The organism is Alteromonas sp. OM2203, assembly GCF_048517045.1.
GTDB classification, from domain to species: Bacteria; Pseudomonadota; Gammaproteobacteria; order Enterobacterales; family Alteromonadaceae; genus Alteromonas; species Alteromonas gracilis.
Window position 1 is genome coordinate 2,141,416 of sequence record NZ_CP183209.1, and the last position, 16,761, is coordinate 2,158,176.

Below are 16,761 nucleotides of genomic sequence, written 5' to 3' on the forward strand. Positions count from 1 at the left end.
TTTCGGGTTATAGCCGCGCACGTGAACCCCAAAATCTGCTTTATGGAGCAAGAATGCGTAATCTTTTATTTCTCGCCTTACTCTTATTCCTTGGGTGTGCAGGCTCCCCTCAAGTTAAGATAAATGAGATAGATTTAATTGATAAATATACTGTTCGTTTCATTGGCAACACGTCAAAAGAAAATGCAAAGTTACTTGAAAGTATATTAACCAAACACCCCAAGGAAATTGACACGTTAATTGTAACTAGTTCAGGAGGTGAAGTTTTCGGGGGAATGCATATTGGGTATTTAGTGCATAAGTTTGATTTGAAGGTTGTTATAGAACGCTATTGCACGTCTTCCTGTGCAAATTACATTGTTACTGCAAGTAATGATGTTGTCGTATCAGAAGGTGCGTTTCTCGGGTGGCATGGAGGTTCGACGCAACCGATGTACACTCCTTTTGAAGAGGAAATATCTTGGTTTTCGCGAATACAAAGATTTTTCAGACAGGCTGATTATAATGGCACGTCTTCCTGTGCAAATTACATTGTTACGGCAAGTAATGATGTTGTCGTATCTGAAGGTGCGTTTCTCGGGTGGCATGGAGGTTCGACACAACCGATGTACACTCCTTTTGAAGAGGAAATATCTTGGTTTTCGCGAATACAAAGATTTTTCAGACAGGCTGATTATAATGAAGATATGGACACTTATTTGCTCAGATGGCAAGAGAGAGAATTAGAGTTCTTTGAGACAGTTGGTGTAAACCAAGCTGTCACGATTTTGGGTATGATGCCAGGGTTGAATGAGGAAAGGGATTCTATGCTCTTTTCTTACGACAAAGAAACCCTTCAATATCTTGGGCTTAATATTAAATTTGAGAATGAGGAGCAAGTGGAGCTTTCACCAGACGGAACTAAAGTTGTTCAAGTATTTAATATTACGCATGACAAGCTGGAGGTCCTTTTGAAGCGCCATAATAAGAAAATAACTAGGGGCACGTAGCAGCTAGCTATGTATCAGTTTATTTCGCATTCGGGTCAATCATTACTTAGTCTGTTTTTTAGTTATTATACGCTAGGAGTTTAAATGGAACTTAATCAGGTAACTTTGCCAGTAAAAGATATGAATATTGCAGCTAACTTTTATCTAAAGCTCGGCTTTACTCAAATTGTTGATACTCCTCATTACGCAAGGTTTTCTTGCCCAGACGGGAACTCTACTTTCTCCTTATCACTCGAATCTGGTGAGTTTGAAAATAATTCTGTGATTTACTTCGAGCATGAAAAGCTTGATGAACTGTGTGCTGAGTTAACTAAGAAAGGTGTTCAGTTTGAACAGCAACCGACAGAGCAACGGTACTTATGGAAAGAAGCAATACTAAAAGATCCATCTGGTAACAAAATCAAACTTTACTGGGCAGGTGAGAACCGCTTAAATCCTCCTTGGAAAGTAGAGAAGCGTTTATAGCATATTGCTGCATAAGCCAGAAAAATCCTTTTGCTAACGACTTCATTCAAGCTTCGGCTTGGACGAAGATGGTGAAGATATGCTTTCGCTTCTTAGGCTATAGTGTTTACCAGTTTAGAAATGTTCATTTAGGCCTCTCTGATACTGAAACATGTACACTCCGTTACGTCGTTGCCGAGTGTAGCTCGTGTATCACTGAGTCTTTGCGGCATTGTGCTCCCTTGTGTTAAAAAATAAAGTATAAGGCAATATGAAATTTTCACTATTTGATGAATCGAAATCTCTTGAGGTTATCGAACTTTTCAGGAAAGTATTCTCTGAATCTGAGGGGCAAGCAGAAGGTCAAGTTATTGCAGATTTCGTTACCAACCTTATCGCTACTACTGCATCACAAGATTTAATAGGGTGCACTGCAGAAATAAACCAGACTGTTGTCGGATGTATATTTTTCAGTCGTCTAACGGTACCAAGTGGGCAGAACGCTTTCATTTTGTCGCCGGTCGCCGTCTCATCAGATATGCAAAGGACTGGTATAGGCCAGAATCTAATTAATTATGGCCTATATCATTTAAGGTCCTTAAACGTAAGTTTGGCTTTTACCTATGGCGACCCAAGTTATTATTCTAACACTGGTTTCGAGCAAATTAGTGAACATATTGTGAAAGCGCCTTGCCCATTGAGTCAGCCTATTGGTTGGCTTGCTCAATCGCTAGAAGGGCAGGTAATTGAGCCTATGGCCGGTCCTACTAAATGTGTCGAAGCATTAAATGAGCCCGGTCTTTGGTAACATTAACTATGAAAAGCAAACTCTCACTTGCGCAATATGTAAAGAAACGGAATGGCGTACCATTGGGCGCGAGTGATTCCATGAAAAACATGCTTTTACGCTCTTTTGGTGCATCTTCTTTTCCGGTTTTTTGGCGATATTGGAATCCTATCTGGGGTTACTATTTATCACGCAATGTTATGCGCCCAATTGCGAATCTCTTGCCCATTTCTTTAGCTACTTTTATTACATTTCTAGTTAGCGGAGCTCTTCACGATATCGCCGTATCAATCATTAAGTGGAAAACCATTTTTTTCTTTACGCCGTGGTTTGGGTTAATGGGATTAACAGTTATTTTTTCTAAATGGGCAGGGGTATCATACGGTCTTGTTAGTTGGCCTGTTCGCGCACTAATTAATGCATCGTTTATTTTAATTTCGCTAGGTATAACGTACTTTTTGGAAACCCTGTATGCTTGATAACATACGACTAATCAGACATGGAAAGTGATATGTGGTTTAAAGACGTAGAATTAGAATCTGAAAATATAACGCTTACTCCCTTAACCATGGAACACGGAATGTAAGTTACTTTTGCTCACTCACGCCTTTGAAACGCTCGAAGCAATTGCTGTAGAGTTTAGAACAAGCTGGCATAACCAAGCTTCACGTACCGCTATTGCTCGATTAGGAGCAAAGCAAGACGGCGTGCTTAGGAACCATCAGAAAATGGCTAATGGTGGCTATAGAGATACGGTCGTGTTTTCCATTATTAATTCAGAATGGCTCGCTGTTAAAGAGAACTTAACTTTTAAACTCTCAAAAAGTAGCTAACAAAGCACGTTATTTTAAATAGATAACAAGCTCAGTGTGGAAGATATAAAAAGGAACTCACATGCCAATTAAAAAATGGATTTTGCAATACAGTCTTGCTTTTCCCATGCTGTTTACTTTGTTTTCAGGCGTTCAATATATTAAAGGTCAAACCGTTTCTTACTCTGTAACATTTGGACTAACCTGGGCTTTTATTTCTATAGCCATATTTGCCACTCGTCGTGCATACAATTTTAAAAAGAACATCAACTGCCAGTTGTGTAACGACTTAGACCAAAGAGACGCGCAGCGAAAATAGGGCTTCTTGTTGTGAATGGGTGATTCACGAGATAAGCGTTAAAAAAAGCGTATACTTTTCGTCGATTTTTTGTTCTGCAAGTTTAAAAGGATTTAGGTTTATATATGAACAGTAGAATTGCTTTGTTAGCGTTTAATACTCTCGGTGGTGCCATATTTTCATTCACTGCCTTCATAGCTGGGAGCGGGTCCACGTCATCTCTTAATTTATTATATTGGGGCATATTGCCCGGTTTGCCTTTTGTAGTACTTGCTGTTTTAGGGGCCTTTAACAAAAAACTGAGCCAGCGAAGCCTTCTCTTTATGACTTTAGCTGCATTGTTAGTGACATCTGCTAGTTACGGGCAGGTTTTTGTGTTTGTTGGTGGTGGCGCGAATATTGGTGCTGGCCTTATGATTTTATACAGCCCAATCGCATATATAGCCGCTATATCAATTGGGTGGGCAATCGGCGAACTTTTTCATTTTAATCATGGTAAGTAGTGAACCTTGCGCTCGTTCATTTGGAATTTGAAAGCAATGTGGTAAGTACCTTTTAAGGAAAAGCAGTGGAGCCAATTAACAAGTTCTGCCCTCGATCTGGCAAACCAGTAAAGCCTGATTCGCTAACCGATTATCGTGGCTATACGGTAGGCTTTTGTAATCCTGGGTGTAGCAGCGATTTTGCTAAAAACTTCCAAGCAAGCCCGAACGATACTCAGTACTTTGATGTGCTAATAAAAGAAAAGTTTGGGAAGTGAAATATCAGGATTTTTTTAACGCGTACTAACAGGCATGAATGTAAATAATAACTCCGAAACCAGCGTACGTTAGAGTATCTAGAGTAAGCAAATACGTCATTTGAAAAGCTCATCAATGCGACATTAGATCAAAAAAGGAAGTCGTAAGATTTCCAATTAATAAGGAAATAAGTGAGTAAAAAATGAAAATATTCATATTGGCGTTTGTGTGTTTTTTTATAAGTAGTGCGTTTGCTCAAAGTATTTTAAATGAAAGTGCATTTACTCAAAGGTATGCGAACGCAGTTATCACCAAAACTGAGGTTGTAAGCGCCGATATAAAAGGTCGTCTAGAGATTGAAATGACTTATAGTGATGGAGGAACGTCTACCGCTTATCTCAATAACGCTTACATGAATTACCTTTCTGACCCTGAAGAGCTCGACGTAATTATTGAGTCGTATATTAGTGCGTTAACGAAAAACAGTAGTGACGTAAAGGCCAATATGGAGAAAACTCATATCGTCCCCGTTATTAAAGATAAAGGTTATATTAACCATATAACGGAATTAATGAGCAAAAATAATGAGGGTGAGTTTCCTTTCTTTTATGAAAAGTTAAATGACGTTCTTTATATTCTTTATGCCATTGATACGCCTTCTTCTATTAAGTTCATGCCAAAAGACGATATTGCTAACTTAGGTGTAGAGCAAAAAGACCTTAGAGACCTTTCATTGTCAAATTTGATGAATACTGTTGAGTCACTACAAATTAAAGGTGACCCTTCTACCATCTCGATGGTTGTGGCCGATGGTACTTACGAAGCGTCTTTTTTAATTTATGACGCGCTATGGTCAAAAGAAAACTTTCCTGTGAAAGGCGATATAGTAGTTTATGTGCCCTCTAGAGACGTTGTAATTGTAACGGGCTCAGAGGATGTGGATAGTTTAGAGACGGTGAGAGAGATCGTGCATAACCCAGATAATCACTGGCCACATCCCGTGTCTAACATTGGGTTTATTCGCAAAGAAGGTAAATGGGTTAAGTTTTACGAGTAGCAGGCTAACGGCGATAGAATAAGCAGTGTTTCTTGACACCTTTTGCTGACGAATTAAGGAAAACACCGTGGCTAAAATTTTAATATTTGGTAATTCCGGTTCTGGTAAATCTACGTTGGCGAGACATTTGCGTGAAACACGCGGTCTATCACATTTAGAACTCGATACCCTCGCATGGAAACCCACTAGCCCGCCTGAAAGGAAGCCGATCAAAGAATCTGCACAAGAGATACAGGCGTTTACCGGCTCTAATAAAACTTGGGTTATTGAAGGGTGTTACACAGACTTATTACAACTTGTCGAAGCGCAGTCTACTGAGATTATATTTATGAATTTACCTGTAAAGTTGTGTATAGCTAATGCGAAATCAAGACCTTGGGAACCCCATAAGTACAAGACCAAACAAGCCCAAGATGATAATTTACCAATGTTGATAGATTGGATAGGGCAATATACGGAAAGAGACGATACGTTTTCTTATTCTGCGCACCAGCAATTTTATGAAAGCTATAGTGGTCATAAAAAAATGGTTACCCAAAATGAAAAAAGCTGATAGTTCGGCTTAGCTAACATTTAAGAACAAGTAAAGCTTTTGCTTAAATCTCTTAATTAATAATAGCCACAATTCTTCGCACAAAAAACATTGCCAAAGGAAGGCCAGCATGAAATCTATATTGTTATTTTTATTTTTATTTTTATTTCCTTCTTCTTTTTGCTTTTCTGATGAGTTACCCAGTGAATTTAAAAATGATTTGATCTACCTAACACCAAAGCTTACTGATGGTACAACCATTACTTTTTTTACGGATACAGGTGGCGGGTGGAATGCGATTTCTAAAGAACTAAGTGATAAATACCATTGGCATACGCAGACAAAAGAAGCCGAAGATGGGCCTATCGAGGTTACTGCTATGCCTCAGTTTAATAAATCTGTTTCGATACCAGGTGCAGGTCTAAATAATTGGTGGGAAGGCAAGTTGCAAGTTGTGCCAAAAGGGGATATTAGCCGGAATGGAATGAGCGACGGGACCTTAGGTGGGCGCTGGCATGCTGAAAAGATTATTGAATTCGATTACCACAATAAAAGCATTTCTGTACTAAATGAAGCACCTCTATCAGACACGATAATCACCATACCATTAGGGTTTCAGAAAAATGAAGAAGGGCACTACACGTTAGCATTCCCTAGTATTGATATTTCAGTGGATGGAAAATTAATTCCCATGCTTCTAGATACAGGTGCGTCAGCATGGCCTTCAAGTGAAGCAGCAACAGTGGCAGGTTTACCAGAAGTACAAAGTGGAACGTCCTTTATAGCTGCTTCTATATTTGATGAATGGACGAAAGCCCACTCCGATTGGTTAGTGATTGAAAACGGATGCCGAGTTTCAAACCAAGATATGATTCGCGTTCCGGCTATAACCGTTGGCAAATCGACGATAGGGCCTGTGTGGTTCACGCGCAGACCCGACCCTAATTTTCATCAATTTATGTCTTCGATGATGGACAGGCGGATTGATGGGGCACTAGGTGGGTCTGCATTGAAGTATTTGCACATTGTTGTCGACTATCCTAACGAGCAAGCATATATTCATAGTGCTATATGAGAGCAAATATAGCTTTGACATCTCAAGTCGCTGTAAATAGGCTCAAAAAATTCACAGATGACGAAGGTTTTTCGTTTAAGGCGAAACGTGGTACTTTCAAACATAAGGCGATACACAATATTAAAGGATATCTATGAAAAGTTGGACTTCTCTTCTCTTAATTTGCTTTCTAGTTACTGGTTGTGCTTCTACAAGTAAGAAATCAGCGGATCTTGGTAAAGGCTTATTAATTATGTCTACAGATACCAGCTATATCGTTGCTGGTACACAGATTGATAAAGCCAACGGCGAGGCATTGATGTCCGCCCTCGATAATACCGGGCGTAAGAAGCTAATAGTGATTGAAAAAGATATAGAGTATCTTTTAACGCTGCGAGAACAGTTTAAAACAAAGGGGTATTCACTTTTCTACATAGACAGCGAACGCCGAGTTAAAGCCGTTTCTTTATAGGCGAAATTTATAATACGGATATCACGTAGCAGTCATGAGCCCACTTCTCACTCCCGTTTTCCTTCACATCGTTTGGTGTGCCGTGCTTTATGCTTTGTTAACCGTAGCTCGCGCACCCGTTGTATGGGGAGTAGGTCGAAGCATAAACGGCTCGAACCCTTTTCACACTATTCAGCCTAAAATCAGCGCAAACTTAAGCAACCAATTTGAATGGCCAATGTTCTTTTATACCGCTTGCGTATTGCTAATCGCAATGGATGAGCCGATAGCCAGTGTGCAAATCTACTTGGCATGGACATTTGTGATTGGCAGAGTGCTACACAGCATTGTTCAGATATTTACCGACAATATCAGATTGCGCGGTGTGGTATTTACTATCAATTTTATTGCGGTTTTGGCAATGTGGACTTTGATTTTTATTCGTAATTTTAGCTGGTAGTTCAAGGTCAAAGCAACCTGATTATCGAGCAAAGGACGTTATCAGCGCCATGGTTAAAAGGCGACCGCTAATAAAAAATAAAATTAAAAGGTATTAAAGTTATGGAAGACGTATTGGAGCCGCTGAGCCGCTTTATACTTCGAATAATAAAGTGGATACTGGTAGAATTTATCGTCGAATTGGTTTTAAAAGGTATAGGCCATGTGGTGCTTAAACTCCTAACCTTCGGCAAATATCCAAGAGCGGGAAAAGATGAAGGACGGACTTTCGCGGTTGGTTTTATTAGCGTAGTCGCTGTTTTCGTCGGCTTAGTAATGATTGCTTGATTTTAAAAAAGGATATCTTAATGAACATGGAAAAGTGGGCAAAAACGCGCGAAAAAGGCAAGCAACGCTTCGTTTTAATTAACGGGGTTTTAGGGTGGGGTGTCACCACAGCCATCCTTTGGGCCGCGTTAATGGAGTATATCGAGCCATCAGAGAATATTTGGGTACGGCCAATCATCGCATTAATTATCTTTCCCATTGCAGGCGTCGCTTTTGGCCACTTAATGTGGAAAAAATCTGAAAAAGCGTACGACAAAGAGATAAGAAAAGCTCTGTAACTTTTCTAGGCTGGCTTTTTAGCCATAACCGCGTAAAGTAAAAGTTCTAAGTATTACAAGCTATTTCAGAGAATTACATGGAAGTATCGAAAGCAAGTATTCAAAAAGCTGTGGCCAACAACATTATCTCTGAACAGCAGGGCGTTGACCTTTATAATTTTTTTCAGGCAGAAAGCCAACATACTCCTGCATTTACCTTTACCCATATTCTTTATTATTTAGGTGGTCTAATCGCGATAGGCGCTATGACCTTATTTATGAATTTGGGGTGGGAGCAGTTTGGCGGCTTAGGAATCGTCTTTATATCGCTGCTTTATGCCGGTGTAGGCCTAAAGCTTGCGAATTCGTTAGCACATAAGAATCTAGTCATTCCGGCAGGTATTTGCGCTACCTTTGTGGTGTGTTTAACGCCGCTTGCTATCTACGGCTTTCAACAGTGGCTTGGCCTGTGGCCCGATGACGATACGGTCTACCGTCAGTTCCATACGCGTATTAAATGGCTGTGGTTGTACATGGAACTAGGTACATTGATGACTGGCTTAATCATAGCATGGCGTTATAAGTTCCCGTTTTTAATTATGCCTATTGCTGTAACGCTTTGGTACATCAGCATGGATGTCGTCATGCTTATCATTGACCAAGACGATATATGGAATTCTCATACGTGGGAATTTCGCGCAAAAGTATCTATGTACTTCGGCATACTCATGACCTTATTGGCTTTTTGGGTCGATATACGTTCAAGGCACACTGCTGATTACGCATTTTGGTTGTATTTATTTGGCGTTATTGCGTTTTGGGGCGGGCTTTCAAGCCAGCACTCAGACAGTGAACTTTCAAAGTTTTTATATTTTTGTATAAACCTCGCCATGGTGGGGCTAGGTGCATTTCTGGTTCGAAAAGTCTTTGTGATATTCGGTGCGTTAGGATCTTGCTTTTATCTTGGGCACTTAGCATCCAACGTGTTTAAGGACAGTTGGCTTTTTCCCATTGCGTTAACGGCAATTGGTTTGGGTGTAGTGTATGCAGGCATATGGTGGCAAAAGAATGAAATTAAGATTACGCGCAAAGCACGTCATGTTTTGCCAAAGCCGCTACAGGAACTGCTAGATAAAAAACTTGGGTAACGAAGAACGCTTAGTAAATGCGCGAAAAGACAATCGGTAAAATACATTTTTATAACAGCCATTAAAGTGGCGAAAACTGAAGGTAGTAAATAGATATGTCAGAGAAGCAGGTAGAGTTTAAAGACCCTAGCCGCCTTATGGTGTGGATTAAATATTTGCTTGTGTTGCAAGTTGTTCTGGCACTCGTCGCTATCGGCTCAAATTTAATGGAATATCAGCTTCTAACCGACTTTCAAAATGGTGTTTACTTTAGCCAAGAAATGGCGGTAGCCGATGCTGAAGTCAATGACAAAAGACAGCAGGCCATTGCACTCTTGTATTTTGGAGTGTTTATCCTATCCGGTGTTTTAATTCTCAAGTGGATTTATCAATCAAATCAAAATGCACGTCATTTTGGTGCGAAAGATATGTCGTTTTCGCCAGGCTGGTCGATAGGTTTTTATTTCATTCCAATAGTATCGCTATGGAAACCCTATCAAGCGATGAAAGAAATCTGGCAGGCTAGTCAAAACCCAGGTGATTGGCCGGTTGAAAAAGTCAGTTCAATTTTAGGTATTTGGTGGTTTTTTTGGATTGCGAATAGCATGGTGGGACAGGCGGTTTTTCGAATGTCCAGAAGAGCGGAGGAAATACCAGAAATTATGAATGTAAATTTGGTCTCACAGGCTTCAGAAATCATTTCTATTCCTCTAGCGTTAATCACATGGTTATTGATTAAAAACGTTTCTAGAGCGCAGCTAGCGTTGCACAACCACAGGCTTTATCAGAACGTCTAAGGCAATAGGAGACAAGGTTGAGAAAGGGCAAGATGTGGGAACGGTAGTCGATTACTTTGGTAATCACCTTGAAACTATACAAGCACCTGTTGATGGTACCGTGATGATGGTCAATCAAATGCCTGCAATTAAGGATGGGCAATCCGTAATGGCCATAGGTGTTGAGCATTCTGAATAACCGAGTTTATGGCTAAAACAGGCGTTATGATCTATTTCGCCTACTTAAACCAATAAATGTTAAAGTTATTTCACAAAATTGTGACTAGGGAATGATATGGACTTTCTTTTTAACGTATTAATTTGGGTAGGCGTGGTTATTTTCGCCATTTTTATTATTGGCTTTATGGCGGCAGCTAAATTAAATAAACGCCAAGACGCTAATAGTGCAAGAACTTCTAGTGAAGATGCACGTGAAGGCGAAAGGCCCAGCGATCAAAATAAATAAGGGTTTTCTCTTTACCTACGCTTAGCGTAAATAAAAAATAATTATTTTCACCCCTTTCTTTGAGTTCCCCCGTTTAGTGAAAAAAGGGGGAACATTATGCAAACTACCATACTACCAAGCGCTAATTCACAGCACCTATCACAATATGGTGTTCTACCGTTTGAGAAAGCGCCTCTGCTGAAACGCACTATTAGTACCGCTGTAATCGCAGTTGTGGGGGGAACCGTCACCGCAGGGCTTTTTGTCTTGATGGCAGAACTTATTAAGCAAGATCAGGTAAACATAAGCGAAGCGCCACCTGTGCTTTTTGAACCCATCATTTTCCAGCCTGAAGATGAGCGCACTATTACTAAAAAGCCCATTGCGCCCATTGAGCAAGTACTTAAAACGCCGCCACAAAAAGTTGTCGAACTTGATCCTGAGCCCAACGACGGCCCTGGCAATTTTGAAATAAAAACACACATTCCTAATACAAAATTAGATCTATCGATAAATTTAAATAGTGCTCAAGGTGATATGCAGGCTACACCCCAATTTAGGGTAGATCCTACTTATCCGCCAGAAGCTAGTCGTGATGGTGTTGAGGGCTGGGTCAAACTTGGGTTTACGGTTACTGCTGGTGGCGCTGTATCTGATATTGAGGTACTAGATTCACAGCCCAAACGGGTGTTTGATAGAGCCGCACGCAGAGCCCTTAAAAAATGGAAATACAAACCCAAGCTAGATGGCGGTAAGCCTGTTAGTCAACCAGGTATGGTTGTAGTATTAGATTTCAAACTAGAACAATAAGGATTGCCTATGAGTATAGGCGCAAGCTTACAAAACCTGTTTCAAGGTAAGCGCGAAAAAGCGTTGGGTGTGAGTGAAAGGCTGATGCTGCAGTACAGCGCAAAGGGTGATGAAGCATCCTTAGCCGCACTTTTTGATTTACACAACAACAAGCTATTCTATTTTCTAAAGGTGTTGAGTGATAGCACAGTAGCTGAAGATATTTGTCAGCGCACTTGGATAAAAGTTATCGAAAATAGTCATTTGTTTAAGAGCGGCGACAACTTTCAAGCATGGCTTTTCACCATTGGTAGGCGAACGCTTATAGATGAGTTAAGAAAAAGCGCCAAGCTTGAATATAACAACGACGCGGTTGAATCGTTCTCGTCAGGTGAATTAACAAAGCATGCCCAGTCAACGATAGAAGAAGATGTGGCAAAAGGGTTAGAAAAAGACGTGTTCAAGGCTTGTATTCAGCAATTGCCTTACAAGCAAAAAGAAGCGCTTTCGCTACAGCTTGAAGGGTTTGGGCTTAGGGAGATAGCCGCCATATGTGGAGCTGAAAAAGAAACGGTCAAAACACGAATACGGTATGCAAAAGACAGTCTTAAAACAATGCTGGAGAAATTGTAATCATGTCTATTTCAGATAAAGAGCTACAAGATGCATTTAGACGCAGCCAGCAAATACAGAAGCAAAATGATACATCATCCGACAAGGTAAACGCCCGAATACGCGCCAATGTGCTTGCACATAACAAGGCTAAAGGACGTGAAAATGAAAAAGAACGTATGTTCGAGCACGTTGGCTCGCACATTCGCGCCTATTTTGCTTCTTCAACCCTGCGATTTACCGCGGTGGCATTTGCTATTGTAGCTATGCTAGGAGTATATAATGTTGGAACATTCCAAAGCCGTTTTTTGCCAAGTAGGCAAACCGCTGCACATAATGTAGACATTGTTCACTACCACGGTTTTAAAGGCGAAGATAAATTGTTCGCTAATAAAACGAGTAACGACTATCAAGCGCGTTTCAACGCCTACACGCGCCAATATGTTGAGAGTGACTTAGTCGCTAAAGCGGTAACTCTGCAGCCAGCTACGTTGCAATCGCAAGATGGGGACTGGCTTCTAGTGAATTGTAAAAAGCAGCAGGTTGTGGTTTCTGAAAACCTAATTACATCGTTGAATATCAACGGTCGCATACAGGGTGATATTAGTGTTGGTGCTAACGTGGCGCTGGCCTTAGATGCACAGGGAAGAATACTTTCAATAAAGCAATCAAGTAAGCCGCTGATATGCTGATAGGAATAGAGCAGGGTATATAAATTCGTAAACGAGGCAAGGGCGGTAATGTTTCGCTCAAGCCTCGCTTACGAACAGCGTTTCGCAGTATGTTTATTTGTCTAGATCGTGGGCCCGGAAAGCGTTGGGAAGTAATTCACCAATAGTGGTTTCAAATGTTTCTCCACTTTGACTTACCATGGTAACGGGGGTTTCATCTGGCGCGAACTCAGCAATTTTCTGCCTACATCCGCCGCATGGGAAGCAGAATTCGTCGTTAGGGCTAGCAATAACAATATGTGAGATACGCTTTTGGCCTTGTGTCACCATATTGCCAATGGCGGTGGCTTCTGCACATTGCCCTAATGGAAACGCGGCACTTTCTACATTACAACCAGAGAAAGTGTCGCCTGTTGGAGTGAGCACTGCAGCACCAACTTTAAAGTTGGAATAAGGTGAATGAGAGTTTTTCTGTGCGTCAAAAGCAAGTTGTGATAGTTTTTCTAAATTATTTTTCTTCATAGCTACCTGTGTTAACCACCCAATACGCTTTACTTTTATCATCAAATGCGAGAAGGTTGGCGGCATTAATGCCGCGACAAGCGTATACTAAATACTCAGGCGGTTTTTTCTTTTTTTATAGAATGCTTTTTTACCATGCGCAGAAACGTTAGTCTCATCTTTTTTTCTTTATTCGCTGCTATTTTAACCGGTTGTGCACAAACACCACCTGTTTCAGAAAGGCCTCAAATGGGAAACTTGCTTTTAGCCGAGCCTGCGCCCGTTAATCCGCGTTCGGAAATGGCGATTGCCCGTTACAACCAAGTTTTAAGTAGTCCTGCGCTTTCCGATGAAGACAAAGCTGAGCTACATTTTCAACGTGGAATGCTCTATGACAGCGTTGGCTTAGGGGGCCTTGCTCAATTTGATTACTCCCAGGCGATAAACTTAAAGCCTGACCTCGCTGAGGCTCATAATTCGATGGGCATTCATTACATTCAGCAAAACGATTTTCTTCAAGCCTATGACGCATTCGACTCTACTTTAGAAATTAACCCGGATTATGATTTTGCATTTTTAAATCGGGGTATTGCATTGTATTACGGCGGAAGAGCAGAGCTTGCAATTACTGATTTGAATCGCTTCTTTGAAAAAGATGACACTGACCCATTCCGTGCTCTATGGGCGTATTTTGCTCATCATGACGTGTCTGAGCTTGATGGACAAAGCTACTTAGCGTCTATTCGACCTACGCTAAACAATGACCATTGGGCAACAACGCTGGTGGATTTGTTTCTAGGTACCGTTAATGAAAATGACGTGCTTAATTCGTTGCTTGACGGAGTGAAAAGCCAAAAAGAGCTGACAGACAGATTGTGCGAAGCGTATTTCTACTTGGGCAAATTCCACAGTCACCGCGGAAACAGTGGCGTAGCGTCTAACTATTTTAAGCTAGCGCTTAGTACTAACGTTTTCGATTATGTTGAACACAGATACGCAAGAATGGAGCTTAACCGTTTGCGTGAGAACGCAGTAAGCACACCAGCAAACGAAGAGTAATAGACCTACATTATGCGAGGCCTATTTCTAGCCGTGTTCGCGCTGCTTATTGTTGCTAGCGACAGTGGGCGATATGCTCCTCAACTTATCGCCAATGCATTAAGCGTGCTCCAACTGCCACAAATTAACGACGATTTAGTTGGAGTTGCAAAAACGCCAAATGATCAAACGTCATCTTTGTCACACTTTCCTGCCAGTCAAACTACTGAAGCGCTCGCGTTACTCTGGTTGGCATCTAAGCAGGGCAGTGAGGTGGCGCAATCTGCTTTATTAATGCAATTTGAAAAGGCGTACGAACAACAATTTGCCCAACAAAACGGTATAGAGGAATCAACCGCTACTTATTACCTCGAAAAACTCGTTAACCTTGAAAACGCAGATGCGGCATGGCTGCTTTATCAGATTCTAGGAGAGGAAGGCGCGTCTCAGCGCTTTATGCGCTTAGCGGCACTGGGTGATGTCGCTGAAGCTCAGCTTGCATTTGCTATGTCGACAGAATCACCAGAAAAGCGTGAAAAGTGGTTAATTCGGGCAGCTTCGCAAGATTACTTGCCTGCTCAAGCAGCATTGGCTGACTGGTATCTTTTGCATGGACAACAAGCCCTTGCAAAGCCTCTTTTAGCGGCAACAGCGACACTCGATATGCAAAGCGCTTTTAAGTATGCCCGATTGCTGTGGGATGAGGGCGAATACTCAAAAGCCAAAGAACACTTCAAATTCGCTGCTAAAAAGGGTCACCTACAAGCAAAGAAAGCCCTAGAATCGACTGGCCTGTACACGCCACTCTCTGAAAGCCAAGCGATAAAGCTTGCAGATTCATATAATTGGGAGAGTAATGCAGATTGCCTGCAGCGTATACAGCCATTTGCAACAAGCTTGGCTACTATTATGCGCGCGCACAGTCTTTATCAGTCGTTTGAAAATGATGAGCGTTTAAAAGGGCTTTCTATCTGTCTTGCCCCGCCAATTTGGCTTAAAGCTGACGTATTGCGCTGCAATCCAGACTTCAACAACACGGGCGTTTTAGGGTGTAATATCACGCCTTTAGCAAGTATTGCCAAAAAGCGTAAGTTTAGTCATGCCGTTGTTGTGGCCGAGCAAGGAAAAGCGAATGTTCAAAATGGGGTAATGTATTTAGATATCAGCGACGCATACTCGGTTTTCGTTCATGAACTGGCCCATTTCGCAGGCTTTGCTGATGAGTATCCTATTGGCAAAGGAATGGCGACAAGGCTGTGTGATGAAAACGATATCAGTGACTTTTCGCCCCCTAATCTCATTGTTGACTCGGAGTTCTGGTATGCGCCTTACGCCACGGTTAACAACTGGCTGGATATAGACCCTGCTACAATAATCGCGCGCGCTAAAACCTGTACAATATTAGGGAAAAACAGCTATAAGCCAAGCCGACGGATCACTTTTATGGAGCATCACGACAGCGGTGTTATCCCTCCTTTATATCTTGTGCTTTGGCAACAGCAGCTCGAAAGACAAAATGTACAGCGACCTATATCGATGAATTTTTTTCAGGCCTTCCACAACAGTGGAAATCAAAAAGAAGCGGCACACTGGTTAGCAGAATATGAAGCTTTTACTGGCTCTAAAGGGTAGTACTAACCTGTTTTTCAATAGCAGCAAATGCGCCGCATATTCACTTAAATAAGTAAATTAATATAGGCGCAATATTTTCTAGCTTTCTAATTGAATGTGTTCGTAACCATTTTTGATACGAGACGTGTGGTCTTAGTCGTGAAGAGTATGCTTAAGTTCGCGAATCCACATAGACGTAGCGCCGCAAATTGCCACTGGCATTACAATAAAGTTAACCACAGGTATAAGAGAAAAAACGTTAACCATCATTCCGAAGGTCATCGCCTTACCTTTGTGTTCGCCTAAGTGCAAACGCATACGAGTAAAATCTACCTTGTGATTATCGTAAGGATAATCGCAATATTGAATAGCCATCATCCATGCGTTAAATAAAAACCACAGGATTTGACCGATGACGGGGAGAAAGAAAAATAATAGTAAAAAGCCAATGGCGCGAGGCACGTACCAAATGAATTTTGTGAATTCTCGGCCTACGGTGCGAGGAATATCTTTAACTAAAGACATTACGCCTTCATCGCCTAAGTCTTGACCAGTCAAATGTCGCTCTACTTTTTCTGATAGCACCCCATTGAAAGGTGCGGCTATCCAATTAGCGAGGGTGCCAAAAATAAGCGCGAAAATTAAGAGTACGCTGATTACCGCTAAGGGCCATAAGAAAAAGCTGATTGCTGTTTTTATCCAACCCAACCATTCTGGGACAAGGTCAATAACATAGGCAATGCCCATTTCAATCTGGCCAAATAAGAAATAAAAGGCCACGGAAAACAGCACTAAGTTGATGGTAAGAGGCACAAAAACAAAACGCTTAAGCCCTTTGGTTTTAATAAGCGAGAAGCCTTCAAAAAAATAATGTACACCACCTGAACTCATTCCTACTCCTTTTGCGTGAAAACGCCAAGTTTTATGACTATCTGCTTTATCATACGCGCAAGGCGCAAACTCTGCCTCACTCACTTAAATGGT

The 16,761-nt window shown here is 41.3% G+C and carries 25 protein-coding genes and 1 pseudogene; 24 read left to right on the plus strand and 2 right to left on the minus strand.

The features are described 5' to 3' along the window. Positions 1-53 precede the first annotated feature (53 nt). The 22 genes and pseudogenes from ACM0P2_RS09585 to ACM0P2_RS09690 all read left to right on the plus strand — a co-directional run bounded on the left by ACM0P2_RS09585 (position 54) and on the right by ACM0P2_RS09690 (position 12,648). The gene (locus ACM0P2_RS09585) at positions 54-989 is read left to right on the plus strand and encodes a hypothetical protein (RefSeq protein WP_419227636.1); all 936 of its coding nucleotides are present in this window, start codon (positions 54-56) and stop codon (positions 987-989) included. A gap of 84 nt (positions 990-1,073) precedes the next feature. Next, the gene (locus tag ACM0P2_RS09590) at positions 1,074-1,454 is read left to right on the plus strand and encodes a VOC family protein (RefSeq protein WP_159120364.1); all 381 of its coding nucleotides are present in this window, start codon (positions 1,074-1,076) and stop codon (positions 1,452-1,454) included. 250 nt (positions 1,455-1,704) lie between these two features. Beyond that, a complete protein-coding gene (locus ACM0P2_RS09595; RefSeq protein WP_159120363.1) occupies positions 1,705-2,241 on the plus strand; it encodes a GNAT family N-acetyltransferase in 537 nt (178 codons plus the stop codon). Positions 2,242-2,249: 8 nt separating this feature from the next. Then, positions 2,250-2,699, plus strand: coding sequence for an MBOAT family O-acyltransferase (locus tag ACM0P2_RS09600; protein ID WP_159120362.1), 450 nt, complete (start codon positions 2,250-2,252; stop codon positions 2,697-2,699). Positions 2,700-2,792: 93 nt separating this feature from the next. Further along, positions 2,793-3,053 (plus strand): annotated as a pseudogene (locus ACM0P2_RS09605) (GNAT family N-acetyltransferase); the annotation flags it as partial. Positions 3,054-3,114: 61 nt separating this feature from the next. After that, the gene (locus ACM0P2_RS09610) at positions 3,115-3,351 is read left to right on the plus strand and encodes a hypothetical protein (RefSeq protein WP_159120361.1); all 237 of its coding nucleotides are present in this window, start codon (positions 3,115-3,117) and stop codon (positions 3,349-3,351) included. Positions 3,352-3,455: 104 nt separating this feature from the next. After that, positions 3,456-3,833: a hypothetical protein gene (locus tag ACM0P2_RS09615; RefSeq protein WP_159120360.1), complete on the plus strand. Its 378-nt coding sequence runs from the start codon at positions 3,456-3,458 to the stop codon at positions 3,831-3,833. Between the two features lie 65 nt (positions 3,834-3,898). Then, positions 3,899-4,090, plus strand: a complete 192-nt coding sequence (locus ACM0P2_RS09620) for a YHS domain-containing protein (protein WP_071951487.1) — start codon at positions 3,899-3,901, stop codon at positions 4,088-4,090. Between the two features lie 182 nt (positions 4,091-4,272). Further along, positions 4,273-5,127, plus strand: a complete 855-nt coding sequence (locus ACM0P2_RS09625; RefSeq protein WP_159120359.1) for a DUF1444 family protein — start codon at positions 4,273-4,275, stop codon at positions 5,125-5,127. Between the two features lie 67 nt (positions 5,128-5,194). After that, a complete protein-coding gene (locus tag ACM0P2_RS09630) occupies positions 5,195-5,680 on the plus strand; it encodes a shikimate kinase (protein WP_159120358.1) in 486 nt (161 codons plus the stop codon). Between the two features lie 109 nt (positions 5,681-5,789). Beyond that, complete coding sequence (locus ACM0P2_RS09635) at positions 5,790-6,734, plus strand: hypothetical protein (RefSeq protein WP_159120357.1); 945 nt, start codon at positions 5,790-5,792, stop codon at positions 6,732-6,734. Positions 6,735-6,867: 133 nt separating this feature from the next. Then, on the plus strand, positions 6,868-7,185 hold the full coding sequence (locus ACM0P2_RS09640; protein ID WP_159120356.1) for a hypothetical protein: 318 nt from the start codon (positions 6,868-6,870) through the stop codon (positions 7,183-7,185). 34 nt (positions 7,186-7,219) lie between these two features. After that, positions 7,220-7,624 (plus strand): MAPEG family protein, encoded by a 405-nt coding sequence (locus tag ACM0P2_RS09645; RefSeq protein ID WP_159120355.1) that lies wholly within the window; start codon positions 7,220-7,222, stop codon positions 7,622-7,624. A gap of 101 nt (positions 7,625-7,725) precedes the next feature. Next, a complete protein-coding gene (locus ACM0P2_RS09650; RefSeq protein WP_159120354.1) occupies positions 7,726-7,950 on the plus strand; it encodes a hypothetical protein in 225 nt (74 codons plus the stop codon). Between the two features lie 20 nt (positions 7,951-7,970). Then, on the plus strand, positions 7,971-8,228 hold the full coding sequence (locus ACM0P2_RS09655) for a hypothetical protein (protein ID WP_159120353.1): 258 nt from the start codon (positions 7,971-7,973) through the stop codon (positions 8,226-8,228). Between the two features lie 77 nt (positions 8,229-8,305). Beyond that, positions 8,306-9,355 carry a DUF2157 domain-containing protein gene (locus ACM0P2_RS09660; protein WP_419227638.1) on the plus strand — a complete coding sequence of 350 codons (1,050 nt, stop codon included), beginning with the start codon at positions 8,306-8,308 and terminating at the stop codon, positions 9,353-9,355. 95 nt (positions 9,356-9,450) lie between these two features. Continuing rightward, complete coding sequence (locus ACM0P2_RS09665; protein ID WP_419227639.1) at positions 9,451-10,131, plus strand: DUF4328 domain-containing protein; 681 nt, start codon at positions 9,451-9,453, stop codon at positions 10,129-10,131. A 34-nt stretch (positions 10,132-10,165) separates the two neighbouring features. Beyond that, positions 10,166-10,309 (plus strand): hypothetical protein, encoded by a 144-nt coding sequence (locus ACM0P2_RS09670; RefSeq protein ID WP_419227640.1) that lies wholly within the window; start codon positions 10,166-10,168, stop codon positions 10,307-10,309. Between the two features lie 96 nt (positions 10,310-10,405). Further along, entirely contained in the window at positions 10,406-10,576 is a 171-nt protein-coding gene (locus ACM0P2_RS09675; RefSeq protein ID WP_419227641.1) for a hypothetical protein, read from the plus strand. A 96-nt stretch (positions 10,577-10,672) separates the two neighbouring features. Then, on the plus strand, positions 10,673-11,365 hold the full coding sequence (locus tag ACM0P2_RS09680; RefSeq protein ID WP_419227642.1) for an energy transducer TonB: 693 nt from the start codon (positions 10,673-10,675) through the stop codon (positions 11,363-11,365). A 9-nt stretch (positions 11,366-11,374) separates the two neighbouring features. Beyond that, positions 11,375-11,977: an RNA polymerase sigma factor gene (locus tag ACM0P2_RS09685; protein WP_159120350.1), complete on the plus strand. Its 603-nt coding sequence runs from the start codon at positions 11,375-11,377 to the stop codon at positions 11,975-11,977. A gap of 2 nt (positions 11,978-11,979) precedes the next feature. Continuing rightward, positions 11,980-12,648 carry a hypothetical protein gene (locus tag ACM0P2_RS09690; protein WP_159120349.1) on the plus strand — a complete coding sequence of 223 codons (669 nt, stop codon included), beginning with the start codon at positions 11,980-11,982 and terminating at the stop codon, positions 12,646-12,648. A gap of 93 nt (positions 12,649-12,741) precedes the next feature. Here the strand turns inward: ACM0P2_RS09690 and cdd are convergent, their stop codons facing one another. Further along, on the minus strand, positions 12,742-13,149 hold the full coding sequence (gene cdd / locus ACM0P2_RS09695; protein ID WP_332874098.1) for a cytidine deaminase: 408 nt from the start codon (positions 13,147-13,149) through the stop codon (positions 12,742-12,744). 135 nt (positions 13,150-13,284) lie between these two features. Here cdd and nlpI point away from each other — a divergent pair, with 135 nt between their 5' ends. Next, a complete protein-coding gene (nlpI, locus tag ACM0P2_RS09700) occupies positions 13,285-14,187 on the plus strand; it encodes a lipoprotein NlpI (protein ID WP_159120348.1) in 903 nt (300 codons plus the stop codon). A gap of 12 nt (positions 14,188-14,199) precedes the next feature. Then, positions 14,200-15,798 (plus strand): sel1 repeat family protein, encoded by a 1,599-nt coding sequence (locus ACM0P2_RS09705; protein ID WP_419227643.1) that lies wholly within the window; start codon positions 14,200-14,202, stop codon positions 15,796-15,798. Between the two features lie 132 nt (positions 15,799-15,930). Here the strand turns inward: ACM0P2_RS09705 and cysZ are convergent, their stop codons facing one another. Beyond that, positions 15,931-16,668, minus strand: coding sequence for a sulfate transporter CysZ (gene cysZ, locus ACM0P2_RS09710; protein ID WP_159120346.1), 738 nt, complete (start codon positions 16,666-16,668; stop codon positions 15,931-15,933). Between the last annotated feature and the right edge of the window lie 93 nt (positions 16,669-16,761).